The organism is Janthinobacterium sp. (genome assembly GCF_009923995.1).
GTDB lineage: Bacteria > Pseudomonadota > Gammaproteobacteria > Burkholderiales > Burkholderiaceae_D > Janthinobacterium.
Window position 1 is genome coordinate 17734 of sequence record NZ_RFSK01000019.1, and the last position, 25698, is coordinate 43431.

Here is a 25698-nt window from a genome sequence, read left to right on the forward strand (position 1 = left end):
CCATAATTGTTATATAGAAATATTTCACAGGAGAAAACCGCACCGTTCCCGGTGCGGCTTGCAGCAGAACATGCTCCGTTATGCTTACCTGACGGAAATTTCCTTATACTGGGGCCGCAACACGCGCAGGGCGACGTCGGCCGGGCTTTCCAGCGTGCCCAGCAGCCTCATGGCGCCCGTCGTCGGGGTGCAATTGCCATTGCTGCGGTACTGCAGCGCTGCCGCCAGCATGCCTTCGGACGTATCGCCCAGCGCATGCTGGTAATCGTCCGCCACGCTGCAAGTGGGCGGCAGGCCATCGGCATAGTCGCCAAAGCCCTTGGCGTTGACGCCCTTGAACTGGATGGCAAAATAGGTGGTGCCGCAGTTGGGCGTCGGATAGAAACCGTAGGGCTTGCCGCAGGTGGTGCCACCGATGAGGTTGACTTCCACGTCGACGCCGCGCAAGCCATTGATGATCGATTCGCTGGCCGAACAGGTACTGCCCGTGGTCAGCAGGGTGACGCGCTTGAGGCCCAGGGTCGGCAGGGCCTGGCCGGCGGCGACGGGATTGGGGGCCGCGAAACCGACGCTGCGCGACAGGAACAGCGAGGGTGTCGCCGCTTTCGTCTTGTCATTGAAGACCAGTTGCTCGAAGGTCTTGCCCGCCGTTTGCGGTCCCGCAATCATGTAGGCCAGTTCGCTGGCGACATCGAGCAAGCCGCCGCCGTTGTAGCGCACATCGAGTACCAGGTCGCTGATGCCGGCAGCCTGGAATTGCCGCATCGCATCAATCAACTGGCGCTCGGCAACATTGTTATGCGTATTGAAGGTCAGGTAGCCGACCTTGCCCGTGGGCGTATCGATGATGCGCTGGTTTTGCACGGCCGTCGTATTGACGTTGACGGGCATCAAGGTCACGCTCAGCGGCTGGCCGTCCCGGCTGAAGTCCAGCTTGTGATTCACCTGCGTGGCAGGCGACAGGCCCCCGTTGATGACGGCGACATTGTCCGTGCCCGTGGCACTGATGAAATCGACGCCATCGACGGCCTGCAGCACGTCGCCGCGGCGCAACCCGGCCAGAGCCGCGGGCGAACCCGGCTCGACAATCGCCACCACGGCATTGCGCGGCGGCGTGTTGCGGCCTATGCCCAGCAGCATGCCATAACCGAACTCGACGCCTTTCAGCGACGCTTCCCATTCCGCCGTCGTATAGGTGAAATGGTATTGATCCTTGGCCTTGCCCGAGGGCGTGATGACAGGCGTCTTGAGCACGTTGAAATACGCGATCGGGGTCGCGAAATTCTGCGGCAGATAGGTCGTCGGCACTTCCTGGTACCACAGATACGTTTCATCGATCCAGCTGCGCACCCACGTCTGTTCGTTGAGCAAGGTGCCTTGCCGGTCCGTCGCATTGCCGCTGCGGGGCTTTTCGCACAGGTTCTGCACGCTGGACGAGGCCACGATCAGGGGCGTGCCGCTGCCGTCCGAGCCGGCAGGCGTGCTGCTTCCGCCACCGCCTCCACCACCGCCGCAGGCGCTCAGCAGCATGAACAGGGGCGCCAGCACTAGAGGCAAACAGGCAGAGGAATAACGGGTTGTCATCACAATCTTTTCCATAAAGAAACTATCAGGAAATTATAGTACCTTTTGGAAAAATAGTTGCCCATTACGGTATTGAAAAGAACATGAAAAAATGGCGCCCGCAGGCGCCATTTCATTTCTTCATGCAAATGCGGACATTTGCGCCTGCAGCATCAGGCCAGCGTTACCGCCACAGGGGCGGCGGCCGTCGCCGACGGCAGCGGCGTCGGCGCGTTGAAGGCGATCAGCAAACTAGCTTCCTTCTCCTTCGCCGCCTTCAGATGACGCTCCTTCACGTGGCCATAGCCGCGGATGTCTTCCGGGATGCTGGCGATGGCCACGGCTTGCGCCAGCTTGGCCGTCGTCAGCTTCGGCAGCAGACCGCCCACCGTCGCGCGGTATTCGAGTATCAGCGCGCGCTCCATCTTGCGCTCGGCCGTATGGCCGAACACGTCGAAGGCCGTGCCACGCAAGCCTTTCATCTTGGCCAGCACGCCGAATGCCTTCATCATCCACGGGCCGAATTCCTTTTTGACCAGGTGGCCCTGGGCGTCGGTTTTCGCCATGATCGGCGGCGCCAGGTGGAACTTGAGCTTGATGTCGCCTTCGAACATGGATGCGATCTTCGCCTGGAAGGCGCCGTCCGTGTACAAACGCGCCACTTCGTACTCGTCCTTGTAGGCCATCAGCTTGTAGAAGTAGCGGGCCACGGCTTCCGTCAGGCGCAGGTGCGGGCCATTCAGGGCGCTTTCGGCGGCGCGTACCTGGCCGACGAAGTCCAGGTATTGCTGCGCATAGGCGCGGTCCTGGTAGGCCGTCAGCAGGGCCACGCGCTTTTCGATCAGGTCGTCGAGCGTTTCGATGCGCTTGAATTCCATTACCTTGGCGGGCGTCGTCATGCGCACCAGGCTGGCCGTATCGTGCGCACCGGCGCGGCCCCAGTTGAAGGCCGCCTTGTTGAATGCCACGGAGACGTTGTTCAAGTCGATGGCCTTCATGATGGATGCCTCCGACAGCGGCACCTTGCCCTTTTGCCAAGCGTAGCCGAGCATGAACATGTTCGTCGCGATGGAGTCGCCCATCAGCGCCGTGGCGATCTGCCCCGCGTCGATGAAATCCACGTGGTCCGCGCCGCAGGCCTTTTCGATTTCCAGGCGCGCGCCGACGCCGGGGAACTGCCAGTCCGGGTTCTTCACGAAGGCCGCCGTCGACGAGCTGGTCGAGTTGATCATGGCCCAGCTGCGGCCTTCTCCCATGCGCGACAGGGCATCGCGGCTGGCCGTGACGATCAGGTCGCAGCCGATCACCAGATCAGCCGCACCCGTGCCGACGCGGGTCGAGTGGATGTCTTCCTGGCGGTCCGCCAGGCGCACGTGCGACATCACGGGGCCGCCCTTCTGCGCCAGGCCGCTCATGTCCAGCACGGAACAGCCCTTGCCTTCCACGTGGGCCGCCATGGCCAGGATCTGGCCCACGGTGACGACGCCCGTGCCGCCGATGCCGGTGACGAGGATGCCGAACGGTTCGGCCGTCGAGGGAATCGCTGGCGTCGGCAGGGCCGGCACTTCCGGGCCGCCCTTGTCGGCGCTGGCCGCCTTCTTCGGCTTTTTCAGGCCGCCGCCTTCCACCGTCACGAAGCTGGGGCAGAAACCCGTCGTGCATGAGAAATCCTTGTTGCAGGACGACTGGTTGATCTGGCGCTTGCGCCCCAGTTCCGTTTCCAGCGGTTCCACCGACAGGCAGTTCGACTGCACGGAGCAGTCGCCGCAGCCTTCGCAGACGGCTTCGTTGATGACGGCGCGCTTGGCCGGGTCCGGGTATTCATTGCGTTTCCGGCGGCGGCGTTTTTCCGACGCACAGGTCTGGTCGTAGATCATGGCCGACACGCCCGGCATGTCGCGCAGTTCGCGCTGCACGTCCATCAGTTCCGAACGGTGGCGCACGGTGACGCCTTCCGCCCAGGCGTAGTCGGACGGGTATTTTTCCGGTTCGTCCGTGACGACGATGATGGGACCGACGCCTTCGGCGGCGATCTGGCGCGAAATGATGGCCGGCGACAGGGGGCCGTCGAATTCCTGGCCGCCCGTCATGGCCACCGCATCGTTGAACAGGATCTTGTAGGTGATGTTCACCTTGGCCGAGACGGCGGCGCGGATGGCCAGGATGCCCGAGTGGAAATACGTGCCGTCACCGAGATTGGTAAACACGTGCTTTTCATTCGTGAACGGCGCCTGCCCCACCCAGGTGACGCCTTCGGCGCCCATGTGGGTAAAGGTCGACGTTTCGCGGTCCATCCACAGCACCATGTAGTGGCAGCCGATGCCGGCCAGCGCGCGCGAGCCTTCCGGCACCTTCGTCGAGCTGTTGTGCGGGCAGCCGGAACAGAAGAACGGCGTGCGGTCCTTCTGCGGATCGGGTTTCACGCTGATGGCCTTGAGGACGTTTTCCTTCGCTTCCAGGTAGGCGATGCGTTCCTTCACGCGCTGCTCGACGGGGTGGCCCGCGTAGTAGCGCGAAATGCGGCTGGCAATCGCGCGGGCGATCATGGCCGGATTCAGTTCATACGTGGCCGGCAGCAGCCAGTCGCCGTGGCCCGTGCCCTTCTGGTTGCTCCATTCGCCCGTGTCGTCGAACTTGCCGACCACGCGCGGACGTTCGCCGTCCTTCAGGTTGTACAGCTCTTCCTTCAGCGCGTATTCGAGGATCTGGCGCTTTTCTTCCACCACGAGGATTTCGTCCAGGCCCTTGGCAAATTCGTGCACGCCGTCCGCTTCCAGCGGCCAGGTCATGCCGATCTTGTACAGGCGGATGCCGATGTCGGACGCCGTCTGCTCGTCGATGCCCAGGTCGGCCAGCGCCTGGCGCGTGTCCAGGTAGGATTTGCCGGCCGTGATGATGCCGATGCGCGCCTTCGGGCTGTCCCAGATGATCTTGTTGAGCTTGTTGGCACGCGCATACGCCAGCGCCGCATACCATTTGTAGCTGTTCATGCGGACTTCTTGTTCCAGCACCGTGTCGGGCCAGCGGATGTTCAGGCCACCGGCCGGCATCTCGAAGTCCGTCGGCAGGGTGATCTGCACGCGGTCCGGGTCGAAATCGACGGCGGCACCCGACTCGATGATGTCGGTCACGCATTTCATCGACACCCACAGACCCGTGTAGCGGCTCATGGCCCACGCATGCAAGCCGTAGTCGATGTATTCCTGCACAGACGAGGGGTACAGCACGGGGATGCCGCAGGCGTTCAGGATATGGTCGGACTGGTGCGCCGTGGACGAGGATTTCGCCGCATGGTCGTCGCCGGCCAGTACCAGCACGCCGCCATGCTTGGCGGAACCGGCATTATTCGCGTGCTTGAAGACGTCGCCGCAGCGGTCGACGCCGGGGCCCTTGCCGTACCACATGCCGAACACGCCGTCGTATTTGGCGTCTTCGAACAGATTCGTTTGCTGCGTGCCCCAGACGGCCGTGGCGGCCAGGTCTTCGTTCAGGCCCGGGTGGAACTTGACGTGGTGTTCATCGAGGTATTTCTTGGCCTTGATCGCCGTCATGTCGACGGACGTCACAGGCGAACCGCGGTAGCCGGTGATGTAGCCGGCCGTATTCAGGCCAGCCTTCAAATCGCGCTCGCGCTGCAGCATGGGCAGGCGGATCAGCGCCTGCGTGCCCGTCATGAAGGCGCGGCCGCGCTCCAGCGTGTATTTGTCGTTCAGGGAAATTTCGGACGCGTGCGCGCCCGGCTCAAGACTCGAGCCCTTGATTGGTGCATTCATTACTTGTCTCCATTATTCTCTGTGCTACGCGTGCAAAGTCGGTTGAACTCACACGTACCGGCGGTGCCTTGTGGGCAATGCCGATGCGGAAAAATGACTTGTTTGTCGTAGACTACCACAGGAATGCGCGCAGTTCTTTGCTGCGCTGCACTCCCATGTTAATGCCTTTTTACTACTATTTTTACAGGGCAATACTTATGCCGCGTTCGTATCTTTCAGCACGCCGCGCTTGATCTGGTCCAGCTCGATCGACTCGAACAGGGCGCGGAAGTTGCCCTCGCCGAAGCCCTGGTCGCCCTTGCGCTGGATGATCTCGAAGAAGATCGGGCCGATCACCGTCTGCGTGAAGATCTGCAGCAGCAGTTCGCGTTCGTTTTCCGTGCTGTGGCCGTCGATCAGGATGCGCAGGCGGCGCAGCTCTTCCAGCTGCTCGCCGTGGTTCGGCAGGCGGCGGTTGACCAGCTCATAGTAAGTTTCAATCGTGTCCTGGAAATCGATACCCGTATCGCGCATGCCTTGCACGGATGCGTAGATATCGTCCGTGCCCAGGGCGATGTGCTGGATGCCTTCGCCATGGTACTGGTCCAGGTATTCGGCGATCTGCGACTTGTCGTCCGACGATTCGTTGATGGGAATGCGGATCTTGCCGCACGGCGAAGTCATGGCCTTCGACTTGAGGCCCGTCAACTTGCCTTCGATGTCGAAATAGCGCACTTCGCGGAAGTTGAACAGGTTTTCATAGAAGCTCGCCCATTCCTTCATGCGGCCGCGGTGCACATTGTGCGTCAGGTGGTCGATATACGTCAGGCCATGGCCGACGGGGTTGGCGACGGCGCCGGGAATGGCGACGAAATCGACGTCATAGATGCTGATGTCGCCGATGCCGCCCGGAGCGGCCGCATCCGGCTTGTCCGCGCCCTTGCCGCGCCAGCGGTCGACGAAGTACAGCAGGGAATCGCCCACGCCCTTGATGGCGGGGATGTTCAGCTCCATCGGGCCGGTTTTATTGTCGAAGCCCCAGGCGCCCAGTTCCAGCGCGCGGCGGTACACGAAGGCCGCGTCGTCGACGCGGATGGCGATGGCGCACACGGACGGGCCGTGATGGCGGGCAAAACGCTGCGCGAACGAATCTTGTTCGGCATTGATGATGAAATTGATGTCGCCCTGGCGATACAGGGTCACATCCTTGTGGCGGTGGCGCGCGATGGCCGTGAAGCCCATGTTCTCGAACAGCTTGCCCAATGCTTTTGGGTCTGGTGCTGCATACTCGACGAACTCGAAACCATCGGTACCCATCGGGTTATCCCAAGGCTGAAATTGCATGATGTCTCCTCCAAGAAGTAGCGCACAGTATAGGCGCGGTCTGTGGGCATTAAATGCCAAAGATCTCCCGAACAATCATGATTTGCGCAATAATATTGCGTGAAAGTCGAACCACCGGAGGAAGCATGAGCAAAATTACGCTGGATAAAACGGACCGCAAGATCCTGGCCGTCCTGCAGGCCGATGGCCGCCTGTCGAACCAGGACGTGGCCGAGCAAGTCAGCCTGTCACCGTCGCCATGCTTGCGCCGCGTCAAACGGCTGGAAGAAGCGGGCGTGATCCGCCAGTACGTGGCCCTGCTGGACCCGGAAAAGATCGGCCTGGGCTTGCTGGCCTACGTCAACGTGCGCCTGGAAAAGCACAGCGACGCCACCGCCCACAGCACGGCGCGCGTGCTGGCGCCCAACCTGGTGACGAATACCTCGCCGCGCGCCGACTTCGCCGTGGCCGTGGCGCAATGGCCGGAAGTGGTGGCCTGCTATGCGATGACGGGCGAAATGGATTACCTGCTGCGCGTGCACGTGGAAGACATGGAGCACTTTTCGCGCTTCATGATGGCGACCCTGCTACGCCACCCGGCCGTGCTGGACGTGAAATCGAGCTTCGCCCTGCAGCGCATCAAGGATACGACGGCCCTGCCCCTGCTGTAATCAATCAGCCGGCGGGGGTGCCGGCGGCGCCGGCTTCTTGCGCCCGGGCAAGCGCTCGAACAGCTTGTAGGCGGCGCGCGCATTGGCCTTGAAGGTGTAGTCGAACATGGCGAACTGCTCCTGCACGGCTTCCTGCAGCATGCTGCTGGGGTTCGGCGGCAATAGTTTCAAATATGCATCGGCTTCGCCATAGTCGCGCTGGATTTCCATGCCCGCCTTCTTGGCGATATGCATCATCGTCTTGTTGGACGACAAACAATGCATGTACAGGGTATCGACATCGTTGTTGCGGCAGTGAATCGCCGCCCGTTCGAACAGCTTCGAGCCCACGCCCATGCCGCGCATGGATTTCGACACGGACACGCCAAACTCGGCCACCTGTTCCTTGTCCGTCACGGTGCTTTTCGCCGGCGACTTGTCCTTCGGCGCGAAGGCCAGGTGCCCCACGCCCACCAGCTTGAACAGGCTGTTGTAGACGCCATAAATCATGTCGCGCGAGAAATCCATCTTTTGCACGTACTGGGCCACCAGTTCATCGGGCAAGGCGCTGCCGAAGCGCAGCAGGCGGTCGCTTTTCTCCAGCGACAGGAAATGCTTCATCATGCGGCGCCGGTCGCGCTCATGCAATTGCTTGACGAGCACGGTCGGACGCCCGCCGCCGCTACGGCCAAGCCAGCGGCGAAACGGGTTTTGAAACAGCTTGGGTAAGATCACGACGACTCCTGGAAGCGGTGCGGCGGCACGTCAGGCCGGCATTGTGCAGTGCAACATTGTAACGTAGTTCCGCCGTTCAAGCCTGGGCCAGGAACGCCTGCACGGCCGCCACCCGCGCCGCATGGATGACGTCGGGGATGCGTTTGGGCTCCGTGCAGGCTTGCGCCAGCGCGCCCGCATTCACGCCCCGCGCCGCGTCCAGGCCGCCCTGCAGCCGCGCCGCCTGGACAAACTCGCCGGCCACCAGGCCGTCGCAGGCCACGGCTTGCAGCAGCTGCGCAAAACGCTGCGGCTTGCGCCAGCCGTCGCAGCGTTCGCACAGGGCGACGATGGCGTCGGCGTCCAGCGCCAGCGCGCCATTGATAGTGTCACGTTCGCGGGCCGCCATGACGGCCAGTTCGCGGCACTCGTTGGGCACGCGCAGACGTACGCTCAATTGCTCGATGGACTCTTTACTCAAATGCAACATCAGGGCGGCGAAGCGCACGGGCAAGTCATGGCCTTGCGCTGCCGCATGGTCGATGACCTGCAGCAGGTGCGCGCTGACGGTGATTTCCCCCATGATGCGTTCCAGCGCGCCGCATTCCTGCAGCACGGCCAGCATGCGCGAAGGACGGCGCTCCATCAACCCCTTGGCCACTTCCTGCCACACGCGCTCGGCCACGAGCGCATCGACTTCGCCATTGGCCACCATCTGGCGCATCAGGGCCATGGTGGCGGGCGCCACCGTAAAAGTGTCGAAGCGGGCGGCAAAACGGGCCAGGCGCAGGATGCGCACGGGATCTTCGCCGAACGCGTCGGACACGTGGCGGAACACTTTATCCTGAATATCCGCAATGCCGCCGAACGGGTCGGTCAACGTCCCGTCCTCGGCCCGGGCGATGGCGTTGATGGTCAGATCGCGCCGCACCAGGTCTTCTTCCAGGGTAACGTCGGGCGCCGCGTGGAAGACGAAGCCCCGGTAGCCGGGCGCCGTCTTGCGTTCCGTGCGGGCCAGCGCGTATTCTTCCTGCGTCTTCGGGTGCAGGAAGACGGGGAAATCCTTGCCCACGGGACGGAAGCCTTTGCGCAGCATGTCGTCGGGCGTGGCGCCGACGACGACGTGGTCGTGGTCTTTCACGGGCAAGCCCAGCAGTTGGTCGCGCACCGCGCCACCGACCGTGTAAATCTTCATGTTGCTCTTTTCTTAATCAGGGAGTTCCGCATCGTGCTTGGGCGCCGTTTCCGTCTCCGCCAGCGCTTCCGTGATCCAGCGCGCCACGGCCGGATGCGCCTGCACGCGCTCGCAATACGCGTTCAGGGCCGGCGCCAGGCTCACGCCATAGGTGCGGAAACGCATGACGACGGGGGCGAAATACGCGTCGGCGATGGAAAAATCGCCAAACAGGAACTGGTGATGGCCGAAGCGCGACAAGCACTCTTCCCAGATTTCGCTGATGCGGCCGATATCGGCTTGCGCGGCGGGCGTGCGGCCCCGGCCCGGCAAGTTCGCCTTGATATTCATCGACATATCCGTGCGCAAGCCGGCGAAACCGGAATGCATTTCCGCGCAGACACAACGCGCCATGGCGCGCGCGGCCACGTCCTGCGGCCACAGATGTTTGTCAGGAAACTGCTCGGCCAGGTATTCGCAGATGGCCAGGCTGTCCCAGATCGTCATTTCGCCCGCCAGCAGCACGGGCACCCTGCCGCAGGCCGAGTATGCGGCGATTTTCGTCGCCGTGTCGCGCTGGTCGAGCAGCACGCGCACTTCCTGGAACGGGATGCCGAAGGCCGTCATGGCCACCCACGGCCGCATCGACCAGGACGAGTAATTCTTGTTGCCGATGATGAGGGTCAGGCCCGGCTCGCGCGCGCTGGCCAGGGCTTGTGTCAGACTGGGGTCAAGGATGGTCGTTTGCATGGTCGGCGAAATTTAGTTGGATGATGGCAAATCGGCAGAAACGGCGCTGTTTTTCGGTCCCACGGTGCCCAGGCGCGCCTTCAGCGACTGCGGGCTTTTCTCGAACAGGGCCGCGTAAAAGGTGGCGTTGGCCATCACGTTCTTCACATAGCCTCGCGTTTCCGTGTATGGAATGGTCTCGGCAAAGACGGCGCCTTCCAGCGGACGCGTCATGGTGGCGCGCCAGATGCGCAGGCGTCCCGGCCCCGCATTGTAGGCGGCGCTGGCCAGCACTTGCGAACCGTCCAGGCCGCCGAGCACCATGTTCAGGTAATTCGTGCCCAGCAAGACATTCGTGCGCACATCGCTCAGGGTTTCCGTGACGAAATCGGTCAGGCCGATCTTCTTGGCCACGTAGCGGGCCGTCGACGGCATGACCTGCATCAAGCCGGAGGCGCCCACGTGCGACTGCGCATCCATGATGAAGCGCGATTCCTGGCGGATCAGGCCATATACCCAGGCCTTGTCCAGGCCCAGGGTTTGCGTGGCCGGATGCATGACGTCGTCGTGCGGCGTCGGGTAGCGCTGCGTGTAGTCCACTTCCAGGCGCGTGCGGTCCGAGGTGTTGACCATGCGGTCGAGCACATTGTTCTGGCGCGCAAATTCCGCGGCCGCCAGATGTTGCCTGTCCGTCATCGAACGCAGTTCCCAGTTCCACTCGCGCGTGCCTTCGAAGCGCAAGCGCATGTTGAAGAATTTCAAGGCCCGCTGCAAGCCCGGATTGGCGGCCATGGCGGCGATTTCCATCGGCGTGACGGGCTGGCCCGGCGGCGGCAAGACCAGGTGATTGCCCAGCTCTTCATTGGCCAGCAGACCATAGAAGTTCGATTGATCGCTGATCGTGCGGTACAGGGCATCGGCCTGCGCGTTCGGGCGGCCCGGCGTTTCCGCCTGCTGCGCCCGTGCCAGCCAGTACACCCAGGTGGGGTCCGTGCGCAGCGAGGCCGGCATGGCCTGGATCGACGACTTGACCACGGGCCAGTTGCCTTCGCGCAAGGCAATGCGCGCCTTCCACTGCATCTGCTCCAGGGTCAGCGGTGCGCCATTACTTTTTTGCCAATATTCAAACGCTTCCGGCGCCAGCGAATACGATGCCTGCAGGGCCAGGTTGGACCAGCCGATGGCCTGCTCCTGCGCCGTCAGGGACGGGCTGGCCTTTTGCAGGGCCACCACGCCCAGTTTCAGGGTGCTTTTCGCCATGCGGCCCACGGCCACCAGATACATTTCATGGTCGGCGCGGCTGGCGCCCGCGCCCTTGGCCAGCACCAAGGCGGGCAAGTCGATCGCCTGCGCCATCTTCGCGTCGGACGCGCCCAGCAGCAGCGCGATGCGGCGCGCCGGGCCCGTGGCATTCGTCTGGCCCGCCAGGCGGATCTGTGCCCACAGGTCGTTCGTATCGAACTGGCCATTTTGCGCCAATACCGCGATCAGGCTGCCGCACGCTTCGCCATAGCCGGGCGGCGAGACGAGCAGGTTGCGCGCCTCGGGCGCCACGTTCTGCCCCTTGGCCGCGCGCGACATCAGCGCGTAGCACTTGAGCTGGGTATCGTCGTCGAGGGCGAATTGTGGATATTGCTCATCAAACACGACCCAGTCGCGCTTGCGGCCCAGTTCCAGCAGCCAGTCGTTGCGGAAACGGTCGGCGATGGCGCTGCCCTTGTAGCGGTTCAGGTAATCGCGAAATTGTGCTTCGGTCAACTGCTTGATGCGCGGTTTCAGCCGATAATAGTCAACATACGATGGAATCTGGTAATTCGTCAGCCGGGCCGCATAGAAGTCCGCCTTGTCGGCGTCATCCTTGCGCGCGGCGTCGCGCAGCAGCAGGAAGGCATCGTCCTCGCTGCGCGTATCGGACGCAAGCGCTGCGGCAGGCGATACGGTGGCGGTCACCTGTGCCAGGGCGGCCAGGGGAGACAGGACCGATGCGGCACACAGCATCGAGCCGGCAATCCATTTCAGTGGGGAAATCAATGTACGACTCTCAATCTTGATGGTGATATGAATAGCGACCCTAGAATAACATGCGATCCGGCTACACGGCCACCCATTGCGCCACAGGAAAAAGCCAGCTTGCGCAAAGCCCTGCTGGCGGCCCGCCGCGCCCTGCCCGACGCCACGCGCGCGCCGTGGGATGCGGCCATCGCGCGGCGCCTGCTGGACTGGTGCGCGCAGGAAAATGTCAGGGAACTGGGCGTGTACTGGCCCCTGCATGGCGAGCCGGACCTGCACGACGCCTATGCCCGGCTGGCCGCGCGCGGCGTGCAGTTAAGCTTGCCGGTGGTGCTGGAAAAACATGCGCCGCTGGCGTTTTCCGCCTGGACGCCGGGCGAGCCCATGGTCAAGGATGGCATGGGCGTGGCCGTGCCGGCCCAGCTGCGCCTGCGCCCGGCACCCGCCGCCCTGCTGGTGCCCTGCCTGGGATTTAATGAAGAACGTTACCGGCTCGGCTATGGCGGCGGCTATTACGACCGCACCCTGGCGGCCACGCCCCGCCCGCGCACGGTCGGCATCGCCTATGCGTGCCTGGCGGCACACTTTCCCAAGGGCGAATACGACATCGCCCTCGATCACATCGTGACCGAGGGCGATCTGCTCTGACGCATCAGACGGGGATTACTTGACCAGGCGCTGCCACAATGCGGTCGTGGGCGCCGCCTGGTTCATGCTATAGAAATGCAAGCCTGGCGCGCCGCCTTCCAGCAGGCGTTCGCACAAGCCCGTCACCACGTCCAGGCCGAAGGCCTTGATGGACGCGCTGTCGTCGCCGAAGCTGGCCAGCTTCAGACGCACCCAGCGTGGAATTTCCGCGCCGCACATGTCCGAAAAACGCATCAGCTGCGTGTAGTTCGTGATCGGCATGATGCCGGCCACGATGGGCACGTTGATGCCCACCTTCTGCGCCTGCTCGACGAACTGGAAATACGCGTCGGCATTGTAGAAGTACTGGGTGATGGCGGCATCGGCACCGGCCTGCACCTTGCGCGCGAACGCCTGCAGGTCGTCCTGCGGCGAACGGGCTTGCGGATGCACTTCCGGATAGGCGGCCACCTCGATATGGAAATGGTCGCCCGTCTCGGCGCGAATGAATTCCACCAGCTCGTTGGCGTAGCGGAACTCGCCCGAGGCACCATAGCCGCTGGGCAAGTCGCCGCGCAAGGCGACGATGCGGTTCACGCCCGCCGCCTTGAAGTCGGCCAGCACGGCGCGAATCGATGCGCGCGAACCGCCCACGCAAGACAGATGGGGCGCGGCTTCTTCGCCGGCCGCCAGGATCTCGCGCACGGTGTCGAGCGTACCCTGCTGCGTCGTGCCGCCCGCACCGAACGTCACCGAAAAATACTTCGGATGCAATTCAGACAACTTGGCGCGCGTGGCGCGCAGCTTTTCCGCCCCTTCCGGGGTTTTCGGCGGGAAAAACTCAATACTGAAGTTATGGGTTGCCATTGTCATTACTCAAAAGTAAGGTCGACAAGGCCCAGGAAATGATGCTGTACAGAATGGCACCACCCACGGCCGACCAGAAACTGGCGACATGGAAACCAGCGATCATCTGCGCCACCAGCCAGAACATGAAGCCGTTGATGATCAGGATGAACAGGCCCAGTGACAAGAACGTCACGGGCAGGGTCAGCAGGATCAGCAGGGGGCGGATCAGCGCATTGACCAGCCCCAGCACGGCAGCGGCCAGCAGCGCGGTCCAGCCGCTGCTCATCGTCACCGAGTGCATCAGGTAGGGAACGGCAAACAGGGCTGCCGCATTGATAAACCAAATCAGTAGCAAGCGCATTTCTCTAGCCTGTCAAAAAAGAGGGGCAAGCCGGCCGCAGCCGGCTTTCAAGTAGTCCGCGAAGTATCGTTGCTTCGGGAGCCGTAGCGAGCAGACGTGCGGCGTGGCCGAGAAGCGCAGCTGTACTTTATGTACAGCGAGCATCGCCGGCCTCGCCCCGCGTCGCGCAGTAGGCTCGCGGAGCAACCAGCCAAATTAGTAGCGGTAGTGGTCGGGCTTGTATGGACCTTCCGTGCGCACGCCGATGTAGTCGGCTTGCTCTTGCGTCAATTCCGTCAGCTGCGCATTCAACTTTTTGAGTTGCAGGCGGGCGACTTTTTCATCCAGGTGTTTCGGCAGGGTGTACACGCCGACCGGGTAGTTGGCCGTGTTCGCGTACAGTTCGATCTGCGCGATCGTCTGGTTGGCGAACGACGAGCTCATCACGTACGACGGGTGGCCCGTGCCGCAACCGAGGTTGACCAGGCGGCCTTCGGCCAGCAGGATGATGCGGCGGCCCGACGGGAAGATGATGTGGTCGACTTGCGGCTTGATGTTTTCCCACTCGTATTGCTTCAGCGAAGCAACATCGATTTCATTGTCAAAGTGACCAATGTTGCAGACGATGGCCTGGTCTTTCATGCGCGTCAGGTGATCGTGCGTGAGGATATGGTAGTTGCCGGTGCAGGTAACGAAAATGTCGCCGTGTTCGCAGGCGTAATCCATGGTCACGACGCGGTAGCCTTCCATCGCCGCCTGCAGTGCGCAGATCGGATCGACTTCCGTCACCCATACTTGCGCCGACAGGGCGCGCATGGCTTGGGCCGAACCCTTGCCCACGTCACCGTAACCGGCGATGACGGCCACTTTGCCGGCGATCATCACATCGGTGGCGCGCTTGATGCCATCGACCAGCGACTCGCGGCAGCCATACAGGTTGTCGAATTTCGATTTCGTCACGGAATCGTTCACGTTGATGGCAGGGAAAGCCAGCTTGCCTTCCTTGTGCATCTGGTACAGGCGGTGCACGCCGGTCGTCGTTTCTTCCGTCACGCCGAGGATTTCCGGCAGGCGCTTCGAGTACCAGGTCGGGTCGACCAGCAAGTGCTTCTTGATCGAGTTGAACAGGCAGATTTCTTCTTCCGAGCCAGGGTTGGCCAGCACGGACAGGTCGGTTTCCGCGCGCACGCCCAGGTGCAGCAGCAGGGTCGCGTCGCCGCCATCGTCGAGGATCATGTTCGAATAGACGGCCTTGCCGTTCGCATCCGGCCATTCGAAGATGCGGTGCGTGTATTCCCAGTAGTCATCCAGCGACTCGCCCTTGACGGCGAACACAGGGGTGCCGGCGGCGGCGATGGCGGCGGCGGCATGGTCTTGCGTGGAGTAAATGTTGCACGATGCCCAACGCACTTGCGCGCCCAGTGCTTCCAGGGTCTGGATCAGCACGGCGGTCTGGATGGTCATGTGGATGGAACCGGTGATGCGCGCGCCTTTCAGAGGCTGCGCTGCCGCGAATTCTTCGCGGATGGCCATCAGGCCTGGCATTTCCGTTTCAGCAATCTTGATTTCTTTGTCGCCCCATGCGGCCAGAGTGATATCGGCGATGGTGTAGTCGTGTTGCGATTTGAGTACGGCGTTCATCACGCCCTCCTTTCAGTTGTTGAAAAAGGTACGTGAGCGCGGTTGCAGGATATTCCGAGCCTGGCGAATTTCTTCGTCGCAACGCTCCTCGGACGCCGGATTTTAACATTGTCAAGCCGCGCGCGCCAGCCTGTTCGGCATGCATGGCCCCGCAACAACACATAAAAAAAGCGCCCGCGGCCTAGCGGCCGGGGCGCTCATCAGCAAGCGGGCTGGATTACTTCAGGCCGGCCGCGTCGCGCAGCAGGGCGACCTTGTCCGTGCGTTCCCACGTGAATTCCGGCTCTTCGCGGCCGAAGTGGCCGTAGGCGGCGCTCTTTTGGTAGATCGGGCGCAGCAGGTCGAGCATTTGCACGATGCCTTTCGGACGCAGGTCGAAGTGCGCCAGCACCAGCTTGGCGATTTCCGTATCGGGAATCACGCCCGTGCCTTCCGTGTAGACGGTGATGTTGATCGGCTTGGCCACGCCGATGGCGTAGCTGACCTGCACCTGGCATTGGCGCGCCAGGCCGGCGGCAACGATGTTTTTCGCCACGTAGCGGGCCGCATACGCTGCCGAACGGTCGACTTTCGACGGGTCCTTGCCCGAGAACGCGCCGCCGCCGTGCGGGGCTGCGCCGCCGTAGGTATCGACGATGATCTTGCGCCCGGTCAAACCGCAATCGCCTTGCGGACCGCCGATGACGAAACGGCCTGTCGGGTTGACGAGGAATTTCGTGTCCGTCAGCCATTCGCGCGGCAGGATGGGCTTGATGATTTCTTCGATGACGGCTTCTTCGATCTGCGAGTGCGAGATTTCCGGCGCATGCTGGGTCGACAGCACGACCGTGTGCACGCCGACAGGGCGGCCGTCGACGTAGCGCAGCGTGACTTGCGATTTGGCGTCCGGACGCAGCCATGGCAGGCGGCCATCCTTGCGCAGCTGCGACTGGCGCTCGACCAGGCGGTGCGCGTAGTGGATGGCGGCGGGCATCAGCTCGGCCGTTTCATCGCAGGCGTAGCCGAACATCAGGCCCTGATCGCCAGCGCCTTGATCCAGGTCAATCCCCGCACCTTCGTCAACGCCTTGCGCGATGTCCGGCGACTGCTTGTCGTAGGCCACCAGCACGGCGCAACCCTTGTAGTCGATGCCGTATTCCGTGTTGTCGTAGCCGATGCGTTTGATGGTTTCGCGCGCAACTTGAATATAATCCACATTGGCGTGGGTGGTAATCTCGCCAGCCAGCACCACCAGACCCGTGTTGCACAAGGTTTCGGCAGCCACGCGGGCGGCCGGGTCCTGGGTCAGGATGGCGTCAAGGATGGCGTCGGAAATTTGATCGGCAACCTTGTCGGGATGGCCTTCCGAGACGGATTCGGAAGTGAAGAGATAGTCGTTTGACATTGCAAGCTCCTGATTACTATGTGAATGTTCTGTCGCAGTAAAGAGGATTTTGCCTGCGACGCTTTAGCGATATTTATATTCCGCTTCGCAAGTTGTCTATTAACTCAGCGGTTACTGCATACGTGGTATTTTACGCTTCTTAAAAAATTTTGGCACGGCAACACGCCATTCCTGGAAACAGCTCATTCATGTTAGTCCCCATTTTTCGCTTCTTATCGATCTTTCCCTTGCCCGTCCTGCATGGCCTAGGCGCTGTGCTGGGGTGGGTGATTTACGCCATTTCACCGTCCTACCGCCGCCGCATGCGCGAGAACATGCAGGGTGCGGGTTTTTCGCAACACTTGCATACGGCCGTGGCCGAAGCGGGCAAGAGCGTGCTGGAACTGCCCTTCATCTGGTGCGCCCCCGCCGAGCGCGTGGCGCGCCATGCGACGGTGGAAAACTGGGAGCTGGTGGAACAAGCCCTGCAGCACGGCCGCGGCATCGTCTTTCTCACGCCGCACCTGGGCTGCTTTGAAATCGTCGCCCAGCAGATCGCCCTGCGCACGCCGCTCACCGTGATGTACCGCCCGCCCAAGCGCGCCGCCTTGAAGCCGCTGATCGAAGGGGCCCGCGCGCGCGAAAACCTGATGCTGGCGCCGGCCAATATGTCGGGCGTGCGCATCTTCGCCAAATGCCTGAAAAAAGGCCAGCCCATCGGCCTGCTGCCGGACCAGGTGCCGCAGGAAGGCGAAGGCGTGTGGGCCGATTTCTTCGGCCGTCCCGCCTACACCATGACCCTACCGGCCAAGCTGGCGCAGATGGGCGGCGCCGAAGTCATCATCACCTACGCGGAGCGCCTGCCGGGCGGACGCGGCTACGTCGTGCACTTCGTGCCGTTTACCGAGTCGCTCGATTGCACCTCGGCGGAGCAGGCCCGTACCATCAATGCCGCCATGGAACAATTGATCGCCCGCAGCCCGGCGCAATACCTGTGGAGCTACAACCGCTACAAGGTGCCGCGCGGCGCGCCGCCGCCCACGCCCGCCACGCCCGATGCCGCCAAGGAGCCGGCATGAGACTGCTGATCGCCTTCATGTGGCTGCTGCACTGGCTGCCCTTGCCCATCCTCGGCCGCTTTGGCGTGGCCGTCGGCAGCCTGCTGTTCATCGCCATGCCCACGCGGCGCAAGATTGCCCTGACGAACCTGCGCCTGTGCATGCCGGAATTGACGGAACAGCAACGCGTGGCCCTGGCGCGCCAGCATTTCCAGGCCTACTCGCGCAGCGTGTGGGAGCGCAGCATCCTGTGGTGGGCGCCGGAAGAACGCCTGAACCGCCTGATCAAAAAAGTGCCCGCCTTCCCGGGCCAGCAGATCGCCGCCAAGCCCACCATCCTGCTGTGCCCGCACTTCGTCTGCCTCGACGTGGCCGGCGCCGCCACGGCCATGGAAATTTCCGCTTCCTCGATGTACGTGCAGCAAAAGAACGCCGCCTTCGACCAGGCCTTGCGCGCCGGCCGTTCGCGCTTCAAGCCGCCCAAGCTGTTTACGCGCCAGGACGGCATCAAGACGATTCTGCGCGCCCTGCGCGACGGCTTGCCCTACTTCATGCTGCCGGACATGGATTTCGGCGAGAAGGATGCGGAATTCGTGCCCTTCTTCGGCGTACCCGCCGCCACGCTGACGGCCACGGCGCGCCTGGCGCTGGCCGCCAAGGCGCAGGTCATTCCCGTCATCGCCACCTTCCTGCCCAACTACGAAGGCTGGCAAGTGACGTACTACCCGGCCTGGGACGATTATCCGGGCGACGACATCACGGCCGCCACGCGCCGCATGAACGAATTCATCGAAGAACGCGTGCGCGAAGCGCCGGCCGAATATTTCTGGACGCATAAGCGCTTCAAAACGCGCCCCGAAGGCGAAGCGTCGTTCTATAACCAGCACAAGTGATACGGCAGAACATGAAACTCCACTTTACCAAGATGCATGGCGCCGGCAATGACTTCATCGTCATCGACGCCATCAGCCAGGACATCGATTTCACGCCGGCCCAGTGGCAGCGCCTGGCCGACCGCCGCTTCGGCATCGGCGCCGACCAGATCCTCGTGGTGGAAAAGCCGCGCCTGCCCGGCTGCGACTTCCGCTACCGCATCTATAACAACGACGGCGGCGAAGTGGAGCAATGCGGCAACGGCGCGCGCGCCTTCGTCAAGTTCGTCAGCGAAAAAGGCTTGTCCGACAAGGCCAGCATCCGCGTGGAAACCATGGCCGGCGTCATCGCGCCGCGCCTGGAAGCCGACGGCAGCATCACGGTCGACATGGGCGCGCCCGTGCTGGAGCCAAAGCTGGTGCCGTTCGATGCGCATGGCCTGGACGGCGTGTCGCAAGGCAGCGATCTGCTGTGGCCGCTGGAGCTGGACTTGCCAGGCGACAACGCTCCCGTGCTGGTGTCCGTCGTCTCGATGGGCAATCCGCATGCCGTGCAGGTGGTCGACGACGTCGAGGCGCAAGACCTGGAAACATCGGGCCCGCGCATCGAGCACCATCCGCGCTTTCCGCGCCGCGTCAATGCGGGCTACATGCAGGTCATCGACCGCCACCACGTGAAACTGCGCGTGTACGAGCGGGGCGCGGGCGAAACCCTGGCCTGCGGCACGGGCGCCTGCGCCGCCGCCGTGGCCGGCATCCGCCGCGGCTTGCTGGACTCGCCCGTGCGCATCAGCGCGCGCGGCGGCGAACTGTCGATCGCCTGGCAAGGCCCGGGCAAGCCCGTGCTGATGACGGGTCCGGCCGTGACCGTCTTCGAAGGCACGATCGAGCTGTAACCCCTGCCTCAGGCCGCCAGGAACTGCCGCTCCTGCGGCGCATGTTCCTGCGGTACATGTTCCTGCGACAACTCCAGTTCCGTCAGATAGCACTTCAGGCGGTACAGCCGCTGCCGGTAATTGCCTTCCGGGCCAGTCACGCCGCAGTCGACACGCTCGAACAGGCGCGCGACCTGGTCGAGCACCTGGCGTTCCTGCGCCGTGCGGACCAGCACCAGGCGCCGCTTGCCCCGTCCATGCGTGGCGCTGATATCGACCAGCAGGCAGTGCCCCTGGTCGGCCGCATGCACGTCGAGCAGCAGGGCTTCGGCGCGCGACAGGTGAAACCAGCGCGCCAGCTCCAGCCGCGCCGCCAGCAAGGGGTGATTCTGTCCCAGCTGGCGCAGGTGCGCGCCCGCATGCACGGCGCCGCACTGGCCCCAGTCGCCCGGCTCGCCGCGCGGCGCAATGCGCGCCAGCGCCGCTTCCGCTTCGCGGCTGCCTTGCGCCTGCGCCTGCAGCAGCCAGTAGGCGGCCCGCACGTCGCTGTTGACGCCTTCGCGCCGGTTGCGCCAGGCATGCATGCCGCATTCGAGCTGGGCCGGGGCATGTCCCAGGTCGGCAGCACGTTCTAGGCAGCAATGGGCTTCGACCACATTGCGCTGGGAAAATTCCGGTTTCGTATAAATGCGCGACAGCACGAACCAGGCTTCGGCCAGGCCCTGTTCGCCGGCCTGCGTCAGCCAGCGCACGGCCCGCTTGAAGTTGGCGGCGCCATGGCGCGTGGCCAGGCGCTGGCCCTGCGCATCCATGCGCGCATAGCCAAGTCCCAGTTCCAGCTGCGCCGTGCGGTCGCCGCCATGCGCGGCCAGTTCGCAGCACTGCCAGCCTTCGGCATCGCCAGCGGGGGCCAGCGCCTGGGCGCAGCGCGACAGCAGCAGCACCTGCTGCGCGTCGAGCGCGAGGGTGCGCGCCCCGGCGGCGGCCTGGCGCTGCAACAGCTCGCGCGCCAGCGGCAAGCCCTGCGCCAGGAAGCCGGCATGGTCGCCGCTGCTCCACGCCTGCTCCAGGGCCGCGTACAGGGTGACGTCGATGTCGCTGGCGGGCTCGGCCGCATGCCGCACCAGCGGTGCAGCCGCGCCGTCCTGCAGGGACAACAGCCAGCGGGCATCGGGCAAACCGGCCGCCGCCGCCGCTTCCAGTCCCCGGCGCGCCGTGGCCCGCAAGGTGTCGCAGCTGCCCGGATGGCCCAGCACCAGTTGCGCCAGCACCAGCCCGGCCTGGGCCAGCCCCGCATCGAAGGCTTGCGCATAATACGGAATCAGGGCCTGGGCCGCCGGGCGCGCCACCTCGAAAGGCACATGCGTGCCGATCAGCATGCAGGCTTCCTGGCTGCCTTCCTGGGCGGCCCGCGCCAGCCAGTGCAAGGCCGTGGGCAGGCTTTGCGGCACGCCCTGGCCGAACAGATACACCCTTCCCAACGCCAACTGGCAGGCCACATCGCCCGCCCGCGCCCCCTTGATCAATCCTAATGTTTCGCGATTTGCCATCGATTCTCGATATTGAGTCAATGATTCTAATAATGAGTATGCCGTCTCCAGGCCCGTCCATGCAGGCCGTCCCCTAGTGTACCGTCCTTGTGTGGGAAATCCGCCAAAGCCGGCGCAAGAACTTGATTCAACGCAACAATGCCTACCCACCAACAAGTCAATATGGCGACATGCCGCTACCGTGGCAATGGGAAAACGCTTGCCTCAAGCATACGGTCGGCAGAAATCGCGCGTTACAAAAATACAACAGGGTCATGGATTTATGACGCTTTCCACCAACCTTTTCACGCACATTTGACCAATCCCGCACGTCTTGCGTGCCAACGAATTAAGGTTCATTCATCGAAACGCGATCGTTAATGCCTTTCAATCTGCTCGGATCTCGGACGGAACTCACTTTTAATAGGGATTAAAACATGAAAAAATCACTCGTTGCCCTCGCACTCTTCGGCGCTTTCGCCGCAACCGCACAAGCGCAGTCGTCCGTTCAAATCTACGGCACGATCGATGCAGGCGTGGCCAAGGCGACTGGTAATTCCGCCATCGTGACCAAACGCGACAACAACAAACTGGGCTTCAAGGGCACGGAAGATCTGGGCAATGGCTTGAAAGCTATTTTCCAACTGGAAATTCGCTATGAATCCGATACCGGCACCATCGAAAACACTTCGGGCACCAATTCGCGTCCCCTGTTCCAGGGCCAGAGCCGCGTCGGCCTGCAAGGCGACTTCGGTACCGTGCGCCTGGGCCGTGGCCTGACCGCCTTCCAGGAAACGAGCACCGCGTTTGAACCGTGGTCGGGCATGCCGACGCCAGCCGGTTTCCAGACCGACCTGACCGTGGCCGGCTACACCAGCGATCCGCTGAGCGCCCCGGGCAACTCGCGTAACCGTTTCTCGAACGCCGCGTTCTACAACTCGCCCGTCATCGCCGGCTTCCAGTTCAACGCCACCGTGGCCGCCAAGGAAGCGAACAACAACGCCGCCGTTCCAGTGACGTTGCCTAACCTGACGACAAATGCCAGCGGCAACTACGCTCTGGCAGCCAACGTGGCACCGGCGTCGAGCCCGTACTCGGTCTCGCTGACCTACAACTACGCGCAATTTGCCGCCATGGCCGCCTACGAGCGCAATGGCGTGCAAGCCAAGCTGTGGTCGATCGGCGCCTCGTTCAATCCCGTCACGGAATTGAAACTGATGGCAACGTACCAGCACCAGGATGACGGCGACTTCAAGATCATCAACACCGACACCAAATCGTGGGTGCTGGGCATGAACTACGATGTGGGCCCAGGCAAGGTACGCGCTGGCTACGGTCAAAAAACGCCGGATGGCGTCGCCAAGACCAAGCAGGCATCGCTGGGCTACGATTACAACCTGTCGAAGCGTACCTACCTGTACGCAGATATTTCGAACAAGAAATCGGCTAGCGTCACCAACTACAACAACACCACGTCGGTCAACTACATCGGCGTAGGCGTGCATCACAACTTCTAATGGCGCCGCGGCCCACCCCTTGCGGGTGGGCTGACGACCATGGAAGAACGGGCGGCATGGGCAACCATGCCGCCTTTTTCATGGGCGCGCGGAAAATGCACCGGTGCCGCGCCCTTTGCGCCTATGGCGCGGCACTCTCGGTTAGAATGAAGCGTTCAACTTTCACTGACAGACATTCTCAATGACCGCCACTCTCGATTCCAGCACCGTCGCCCAGTATCTGAGCGAGCATCCGAATTTCTTCGAAGAGCATACCGCCCTGCTCGGTGAGGTCAAGCTGAGCAGCCCGCTGACGGGACGCACCATCTCGCTGCAGGAGCGGCAGATGGAAGTGATGCGCGACAAGTACAAGGCGCTGGAACTGCGCATGTCCAAGCTGAGCCGCCTGGCCGAGGAAAATGGCGACATCGCCAGCAAGTTTCACGGCTGGAACCAGGCCATGCTGCAGGTGCGCAGCGATGCCAACATGCCGCGCGTGCTGGTCGACGCCTTGCAAAGCAGTTTCGACGTGCCCCACGTCAGCCTGCGCCTGTGGCAAGTGCTGCCGGAACACGCCAGCGGCTGGTTCACGGAAGACGTCACGGCCGACGTGCGCATGTTCGCCAACAGCCTGCAGGCGCCGTACTGCGGCAGCAACCGCGATTTCGAAGCCGTGCACTGGCTGCAGGCGGACAAGATCGAATCGACCGTCATGATCGCCCTGCGCGCCCCCGGCACCACGGGCACCTTCGGCCTGCTGGTGCTCGGTTCGCCCGACAGCGAACGGTTTACCTCCAGCATGGGCACGGACTTCCTCGTGCACATCGGCGCCACGGCCAGCGCCGCCCTGGCGCACCTGCGCGCCGGCTCGCCTGCCTGAGCACGCCATGCATGCGGCGCGCGGCAAGAGCGACTGGCTGGATGCCTACCTGGCGCAGCTGGCCACGCAGCGCAAGCTGTCGCCGCACACGCTGGACGCCTACGGGCGCGACCTGCGCGCCTTGCTGGCCCTGAGCGGCGATGCGCCCTGGACGGCCCTCGCCCATAACGACGTACGCCGCTACGCGGCCAAGCTGCACGCTGGCGGCCTCGACCCACGCTCGATCGCCCGCAAGCTGTCGTCGTGGCGCGGCTTCTTCAACTGGCTCAGCGGTGAAACGGCACTCGACGCCAACCCCGTCGACGGCATCCGCGCGCCCAAGCGGGCCAGGACCCTGCCGAAAGCCCTGTCGGTGGACGATGCCGTGCGCCTCGTCGCACCCGCGCCGCACCAGCAGGGTGGCGCCGAGCCGGAACAGCTGTGCAACCGCGCCATGTTCGAGCTGCTGTATTCGAGCGGCTTGCGCGTCTCCGAGCTGACCAGCCTGGACACCCATTACTGCAAGGCCGACAACGGCCAGCCCGCCTCGCAGGGCTGGCTCGACATGGCCAGCTTCGAAGTCATCGTCACGGGCAAGGGCAGCAAGATGCGCAAGGTGCCTGTCGGCAAGGCCGCCCTCGTGGCCCTGAGCACCTGGCTGGCCGTGCGCCCGCCGGCGGCCGACGGCAGCGCCGCCCTGTTCCTCAGCACGCGCGGCACGCGCATCTCGCCCCGCGTGCTGCAGCTGCGCCTGAAGGCGCACGCGCTGGCGACGGAGATTCCCGCCAATGTGCACCCGCACGTGCTGCGCCACTCGTTTGCCTCGCACGTGCTGCAATCGTCGGGCGACCTGCGCGCCGTGCAGGAAATGCTGGGCCACTCCAGCATCACCTCGACCCAGGTCTACACGGCCCTCGATTTCCAGCACCTGGCCCACGTGTACGACCAGGCGCACCCCCGCGCCAAGGCCAAGTAGACGCCCCTGCCCGCCGTCCGGCCTGATCCATATCAAGCGAACCGGCCCCCATTTGCAAGCTTTTGCAAAATTCCGGCATAATCGTCCGCATTCGACCGCTTGCGCGGCGGCATCCCTGATTCCAGCATAGGCATTCTCATGGCAATGATTCCCACCACCATACTCACCGGCTTCCTCGGCGCCGGCAAAACCACCTTGCTCAACCGCATACTGCAGGAAGAGCATGGCATGCGCATCGCCGTGATCGAAAACGAGTTTGGCCAGGAAAACATCGACAACGAGATCCTGGTGCAGGACAGCAACGAGCACATCATCGAGATGAACAACGGCTGCATCTGCTGCACCGTGCGCGGCGACCTGATCGTGGGCCTGACGGAACTGGCGCGCAAGCGCGACGCCGGCCTGCTGGCGTTCGACCGCGTCGTCATCGAAACGACGGGCCTGGCCAATCCCGGCCCCGTGGCGCAAACCTTCTTCGTCGACGAGGAAGTGGGCAGCCACTACATGCTCGACGCCATCCTCACGGTGGTCGATGCGCGCCATGCCATGAAGCAACTCGACGAATATGAGGAAGCCCAGCGGCAAGTGGGTTTTGCCGACAAGCTGCTGCTGTCGAAAACCGACCTCGTCAGTGAAGAGGACGTGGCCGTGCTGACGCGCCGCCTGAAGCGCATCAACCCGCGCGCGCCCATCGCCAAGGTCGATTTCGGCCGCGCCCCGCTGGCCGAGGTGCTCGACATCCGCGGCTTCAACCTGAACGAAAAGCTGGAACTGGACCCGGACTTCCTGGCCACGGAAACGGCGCACGTGCATGACCATGACCACGCGCACGAGCATGGCCATGCGCACGCCCATGAGCACCAGCACGAACACAGCGACGCCTGCGCCACCGACTGCGGCCATGCCGACCACCACCATGCCCAGCACAGCGACGACATCGCCGCCTTCGTTTTCAAGAGCACGCAACCGTTCGACAGCGCCAAGCTCGACGAGTTCCTGGGCGGTCTGGTGCAGGTGTATGGCCCGCGCATGCTGCGCTACAAGGGCGTGCTGCTGATGCAGGGCGCCGAGCGCAAGGTGGTCTTCCAGGGCGTGCACCAGCTGATGGGCAGCGACCTGGGCGCCAAATGGGGCGAAAACGAAGTACGCAGCAGCAAAATGGTCTTTATTGGCAAAAATCTACCAAAAGACATTTTTATTCGCGGACTCGAACAATGTTTGGTATAAACTAGCCGGGTTTTGCAAAGTACCCGTTGCAAAGCAGAAACAAAAGGGAAAGTTAAGCACGCTTTCCCGCT

General features: G+C 63.2%; 21 protein-coding genes and 1 riboswitch. Of the genes, 9 read left to right on the plus strand and 12 right to left on the minus strand.

Going from position 1 to position 25698, the window contains the following annotated elements; genetic code table 11:
- Positions 1–84: 84 nt before the first annotated feature.
- The 3 genes from EBS11_RS11875 to hppD all read right to left on the minus strand — a co-directional run bounded on the left by EBS11_RS11875 (position 85) and on the right by hppD (position 6659).
- On the minus strand, positions 85–1584 hold the full coding sequence (locus EBS11_RS11875; RefSeq protein WP_290603242.1) for a S41 family peptidase: 1500 nt from the start codon (positions 1582–1584) through the stop codon (positions 85–87).
- 152 nt (positions 1585–1736) lie between these two features.
- Positions 1737–5336, minus strand: a complete 3600-nt coding sequence (locus tag EBS11_RS11880; protein ID WP_290603182.1) for an indolepyruvate ferredoxin oxidoreductase family protein — start codon at positions 5334–5336, stop codon at positions 1737–1739.
- Positions 5337–5531: 195 nt separating this feature from the next.
- Entirely contained in the window at positions 5532–6659 is a 1128-nt protein-coding gene (gene hppD / locus EBS11_RS11885; protein ID WP_290603183.1) for a 4-hydroxyphenylpyruvate dioxygenase, read from the minus strand.
- A 125-nt stretch (positions 6660–6784) separates the two neighbouring features.
- Here hppD and EBS11_RS11890 point away from each other — a divergent pair, with 125 nt between their 5' ends.
- On the plus strand, positions 6785–7309 hold the full coding sequence (locus tag EBS11_RS11890) for an Lrp/AsnC family transcriptional regulator (RefSeq protein WP_034753092.1): 525 nt from the start codon (positions 6785–6787) through the stop codon (positions 7307–7309).
- Here the strand turns inward: EBS11_RS11890 and EBS11_RS11895 are convergent, their stop codons facing one another.
- From EBS11_RS11895 to EBS11_RS11910, 4 genes are all read right to left on the minus strand, one after another.
- On the minus strand, positions 7310–8020 hold the full coding sequence (locus tag EBS11_RS11895; RefSeq protein ID WP_290603243.1) for a GNAT family N-acetyltransferase: 711 nt from the start codon (positions 8018–8020) through the stop codon (positions 7310–7312).
- A gap of 79 nt (positions 8021–8099) precedes the next feature.
- Complete coding sequence (locus EBS11_RS11900; RefSeq protein ID WP_290603184.1) at positions 8100–9197, minus strand: multifunctional CCA addition/repair protein; 1098 nt, start codon at positions 9195–9197, stop codon at positions 8100–8102.
- A gap of 12 nt (positions 9198–9209) precedes the next feature.
- A complete protein-coding gene (locus EBS11_RS11905; RefSeq protein WP_290603185.1) occupies positions 9210–9926 on the minus strand; it encodes a glutathione S-transferase family protein in 717 nt (238 codons plus the stop codon).
- A gap of 12 nt (positions 9927–9938) precedes the next feature.
- The gene (locus EBS11_RS11910; RefSeq protein WP_290603244.1) at positions 9939–11903 is read right to left on the minus strand and encodes a lytic transglycosylase domain-containing protein; all 1965 of its coding nucleotides are present in this window, start codon (positions 11901–11903) and stop codon (positions 9939–9941) included.
- A 132-nt stretch (positions 11904–12035) separates the two neighbouring features.
- Here EBS11_RS11910 and EBS11_RS11915 point away from each other — a divergent pair, with 132 nt between their 5' ends.
- Positions 12036–12563: a 5-formyltetrahydrofolate cyclo-ligase gene (locus EBS11_RS11915; protein WP_290603186.1), complete on the plus strand. Its 528-nt coding sequence runs from the start codon at positions 12036–12038 to the stop codon at positions 12561–12563.
- Between the two features lie 15 nt (positions 12564–12578).
- Here EBS11_RS11915 and metF read toward each other — a convergent pair whose 3' ends face one another.
- The 4 genes from metF to metK all read right to left on the minus strand — a co-directional run bounded on the left by metF (position 12579) and on the right by metK (position 16756).
- Complete coding sequence (gene metF / locus EBS11_RS11920; protein ID WP_290603187.1) at positions 12579–13409, minus strand: methylenetetrahydrofolate reductase [NAD(P)H]; 831 nt, start codon at positions 13407–13409, stop codon at positions 12579–12581.
- Positions 13396–13752 (minus strand): phage holin family protein, encoded by a 357-nt coding sequence (locus EBS11_RS11925; protein WP_290603188.1) that lies wholly within the window; start codon positions 13750–13752, stop codon positions 13396–13398. The genes metF and EBS11_RS11925 overlap by 14 nt, the downstream gene beginning before the upstream one ends.
- A 195-nt stretch (positions 13753–13947) precedes the next feature.
- Positions 13948–15372, minus strand: coding sequence for an adenosylhomocysteinase (gene ahcY / locus EBS11_RS11930; RefSeq protein WP_290603189.1), 1425 nt, complete (start codon positions 15370–15372; stop codon positions 13948–13950).
- 27 nt (positions 15373–15399) lie between these two features.
- Positions 15400–15467, minus strand: a riboswitch (S-adenosyl-L-homocysteine riboswitch).
- A 122-nt stretch (positions 15468–15589) separates the two neighbouring features.
- A complete protein-coding gene (gene metK, locus EBS11_RS11935; protein WP_102297496.1) occupies positions 15590–16756 on the minus strand; it encodes a methionine adenosyltransferase in 1167 nt (388 codons plus the stop codon).
- A 188-nt stretch (positions 16757–16944) separates the two neighbouring features.
- On the opposite strand from metK, the gene EBS11_RS11940 reads away from it, so the two are divergent.
- Genes EBS11_RS11940 through dapF form a run of 3 tightly spaced genes read left to right on the plus strand, consistent with a single transcriptional unit; the run spans position 16945 to position 19561 of the window.
- Positions 16945–17814, plus strand: a complete 870-nt coding sequence (locus EBS11_RS11940) for a lysophospholipid acyltransferase family protein (protein ID WP_290603190.1) — start codon at positions 16945–16947, stop codon at positions 17812–17814.
- On the plus strand, positions 17811–18686 hold the full coding sequence (locus EBS11_RS11945; protein WP_290603191.1) for a lipid A biosynthesis acyltransferase: 876 nt from the start codon (positions 17811–17813) through the stop codon (positions 18684–18686). The genes EBS11_RS11940 and EBS11_RS11945 overlap by 4 nt, the downstream gene beginning before the upstream one ends.
- Positions 18687–18697: 11 nt before the next feature.
- Positions 18698–19561: a diaminopimelate epimerase gene (dapF, locus tag EBS11_RS11950; protein WP_290603192.1), complete on the plus strand. Its 864-nt coding sequence runs from the start codon at positions 18698–18700 to the stop codon at positions 19559–19561.
- Between the two features lie 8 nt (positions 19562–19569).
- On the opposite strand, the gene EBS11_RS11955 is transcribed toward dapF, so the two are convergent.
- A complete protein-coding gene (locus EBS11_RS11955) occupies positions 19570–21090 on the minus strand; it encodes an SEL1-like repeat protein (protein WP_290603193.1) in 1521 nt (506 codons plus the stop codon).
- Positions 21091–21506: 416 nt separating this feature from the next.
- Here EBS11_RS11955 and EBS11_RS11960 point away from each other — a divergent pair, with 416 nt between their 5' ends.
- The 4 genes from EBS11_RS11960 to EBS11_RS11975 all read left to right on the plus strand — a co-directional run bounded on the left by EBS11_RS11960 (position 21507) and on the right by EBS11_RS11975 (position 25627).
- Complete coding sequence (locus EBS11_RS11960; RefSeq protein ID WP_290603194.1) at positions 21507–22586, plus strand: porin; 1080 nt, start codon at positions 21507–21509, stop codon at positions 22584–22586.
- A gap of 181 nt (positions 22587–22767) precedes the next feature.
- Positions 22768–23445, plus strand: coding sequence for a DUF484 family protein (locus tag EBS11_RS11965; RefSeq protein WP_290603195.1), 678 nt, complete (start codon positions 22768–22770; stop codon positions 23443–23445).
- Between the two features lie 7 nt (positions 23446–23452).
- On the plus strand, positions 23453–24400 hold the full coding sequence (locus tag EBS11_RS11970; RefSeq protein WP_290603196.1) for a tyrosine recombinase XerC: 948 nt from the start codon (positions 23453–23455) through the stop codon (positions 24398–24400).
- 138 nt (positions 24401–24538) lie between these two features.
- Entirely contained in the window at positions 24539–25627 is a 1089-nt protein-coding gene (locus EBS11_RS11975; RefSeq protein ID WP_290603197.1) for a GTP-binding protein, read from the plus strand.
- Positions 25628–25698: the final 71 nt, after the last annotated feature.

Excerpts from the sequence above, each read along its gene's own strand:
- EBS11_RS11875 (WP_290603242.1), bottom strand. The coding sequence starts at position 1,584 with ATGACAACCCGTTATTCCTCTGCCTGTTTGCCTCTAGTGCTGGCGCCC.
- EBS11_RS11880 (WP_290603182.1), bottom strand. The coding sequence starts at position 5,336 with ATGAATGCACCAATCAAGGGCTCGAGTCTTGAGCCGGGCGCGCACGCG.
- hppD (WP_290603183.1), bottom strand. The coding sequence starts at position 6,659 with ATGCAATTTCAGCCTTGGGATAACCCGATGGGTACCGATGGTTTCGAG.
- EBS11_RS11890 (WP_034753092.1), top strand. The coding sequence starts at position 6,785 with ATGAGCAAAATTACGCTGGATAAAACGGACCGCAAGATCCTGGCCGTC.
- EBS11_RS11900 (WP_290603184.1), bottom strand. The coding sequence starts at position 9,197 with ATGAAGATTTACACGGTCGGTGGCGCGGTGCGCGACCAACTGCTGGGC.
- EBS11_RS11905 (WP_290603185.1), bottom strand. The coding sequence starts at position 9,926 with ATGCAAACGACCATCCTTGACCCCAGTCTGACACAAGCCCTGGCCAGC.
- EBS11_RS11910 (WP_290603244.1), bottom strand. The coding sequence starts at position 11,903 with ATGCTGTGTGCCGCATCGGTCCTGTCTCCCCTGGCCGCCCTGGCACAG.
- metF (WP_290603187.1), bottom strand. The coding sequence starts at position 13,409 with ATGGCAACCCATAACTTCAGTATTGAGTTTTTCCCGCCGAAAACCCCG.
- EBS11_RS11925 (WP_290603188.1), bottom strand. The coding sequence starts at position 13,752 with ATGCGCTTGCTACTGATTTGGTTTATCAATGCGGCAGCCCTGTTTGCC.
- ahcY (WP_290603189.1), bottom strand. The coding sequence starts at position 15,372 with ATGAACGCCGTACTCAAATCGCAACACGACTACACCATCGCCGATATC.
- metK (WP_102297496.1), bottom strand. The coding sequence starts at position 16,756 with ATGTCAAACGACTATCTCTTCACTTCCGAATCCGTCTCGGAAGGCCAT.
- EBS11_RS11940 (WP_290603190.1), top strand. The coding sequence starts at position 16,945 with ATGTTAGTCCCCATTTTTCGCTTCTTATCGATCTTTCCCTTGCCCGTC.
- EBS11_RS11945 (WP_290603191.1), top strand. The coding sequence starts at position 17,811 with ATGAGACTGCTGATCGCCTTCATGTGGCTGCTGCACTGGCTGCCCTTG.
- dapF (WP_290603192.1), top strand. The coding sequence starts at position 18,698 with ATGAAACTCCACTTTACCAAGATGCATGGCGCCGGCAATGACTTCATC.
- EBS11_RS11955 (WP_290603193.1), bottom strand. The coding sequence starts at position 21,090 with ATGGCAAATCGCGAAACATTAGGATTGATCAAGGGGGCGCGGGCGGGC.
- EBS11_RS11960 (WP_290603194.1), top strand. The coding sequence starts at position 21,507 with ATGAAAAAATCACTCGTTGCCCTCGCACTCTTCGGCGCTTTCGCCGCA.
- EBS11_RS11965 (WP_290603195.1), top strand. The coding sequence starts at position 22,768 with ATGACCGCCACTCTCGATTCCAGCACCGTCGCCCAGTATCTGAGCGAG.
- EBS11_RS11970 (WP_290603196.1), top strand. The coding sequence starts at position 23,453 with ATGCATGCGGCGCGCGGCAAGAGCGACTGGCTGGATGCCTACCTGGCG.
- EBS11_RS11975 (WP_290603197.1), top strand. The coding sequence starts at position 24,539 with ATGGCAATGATTCCCACCACCATACTCACCGGCTTCCTCGGCGCCGGC.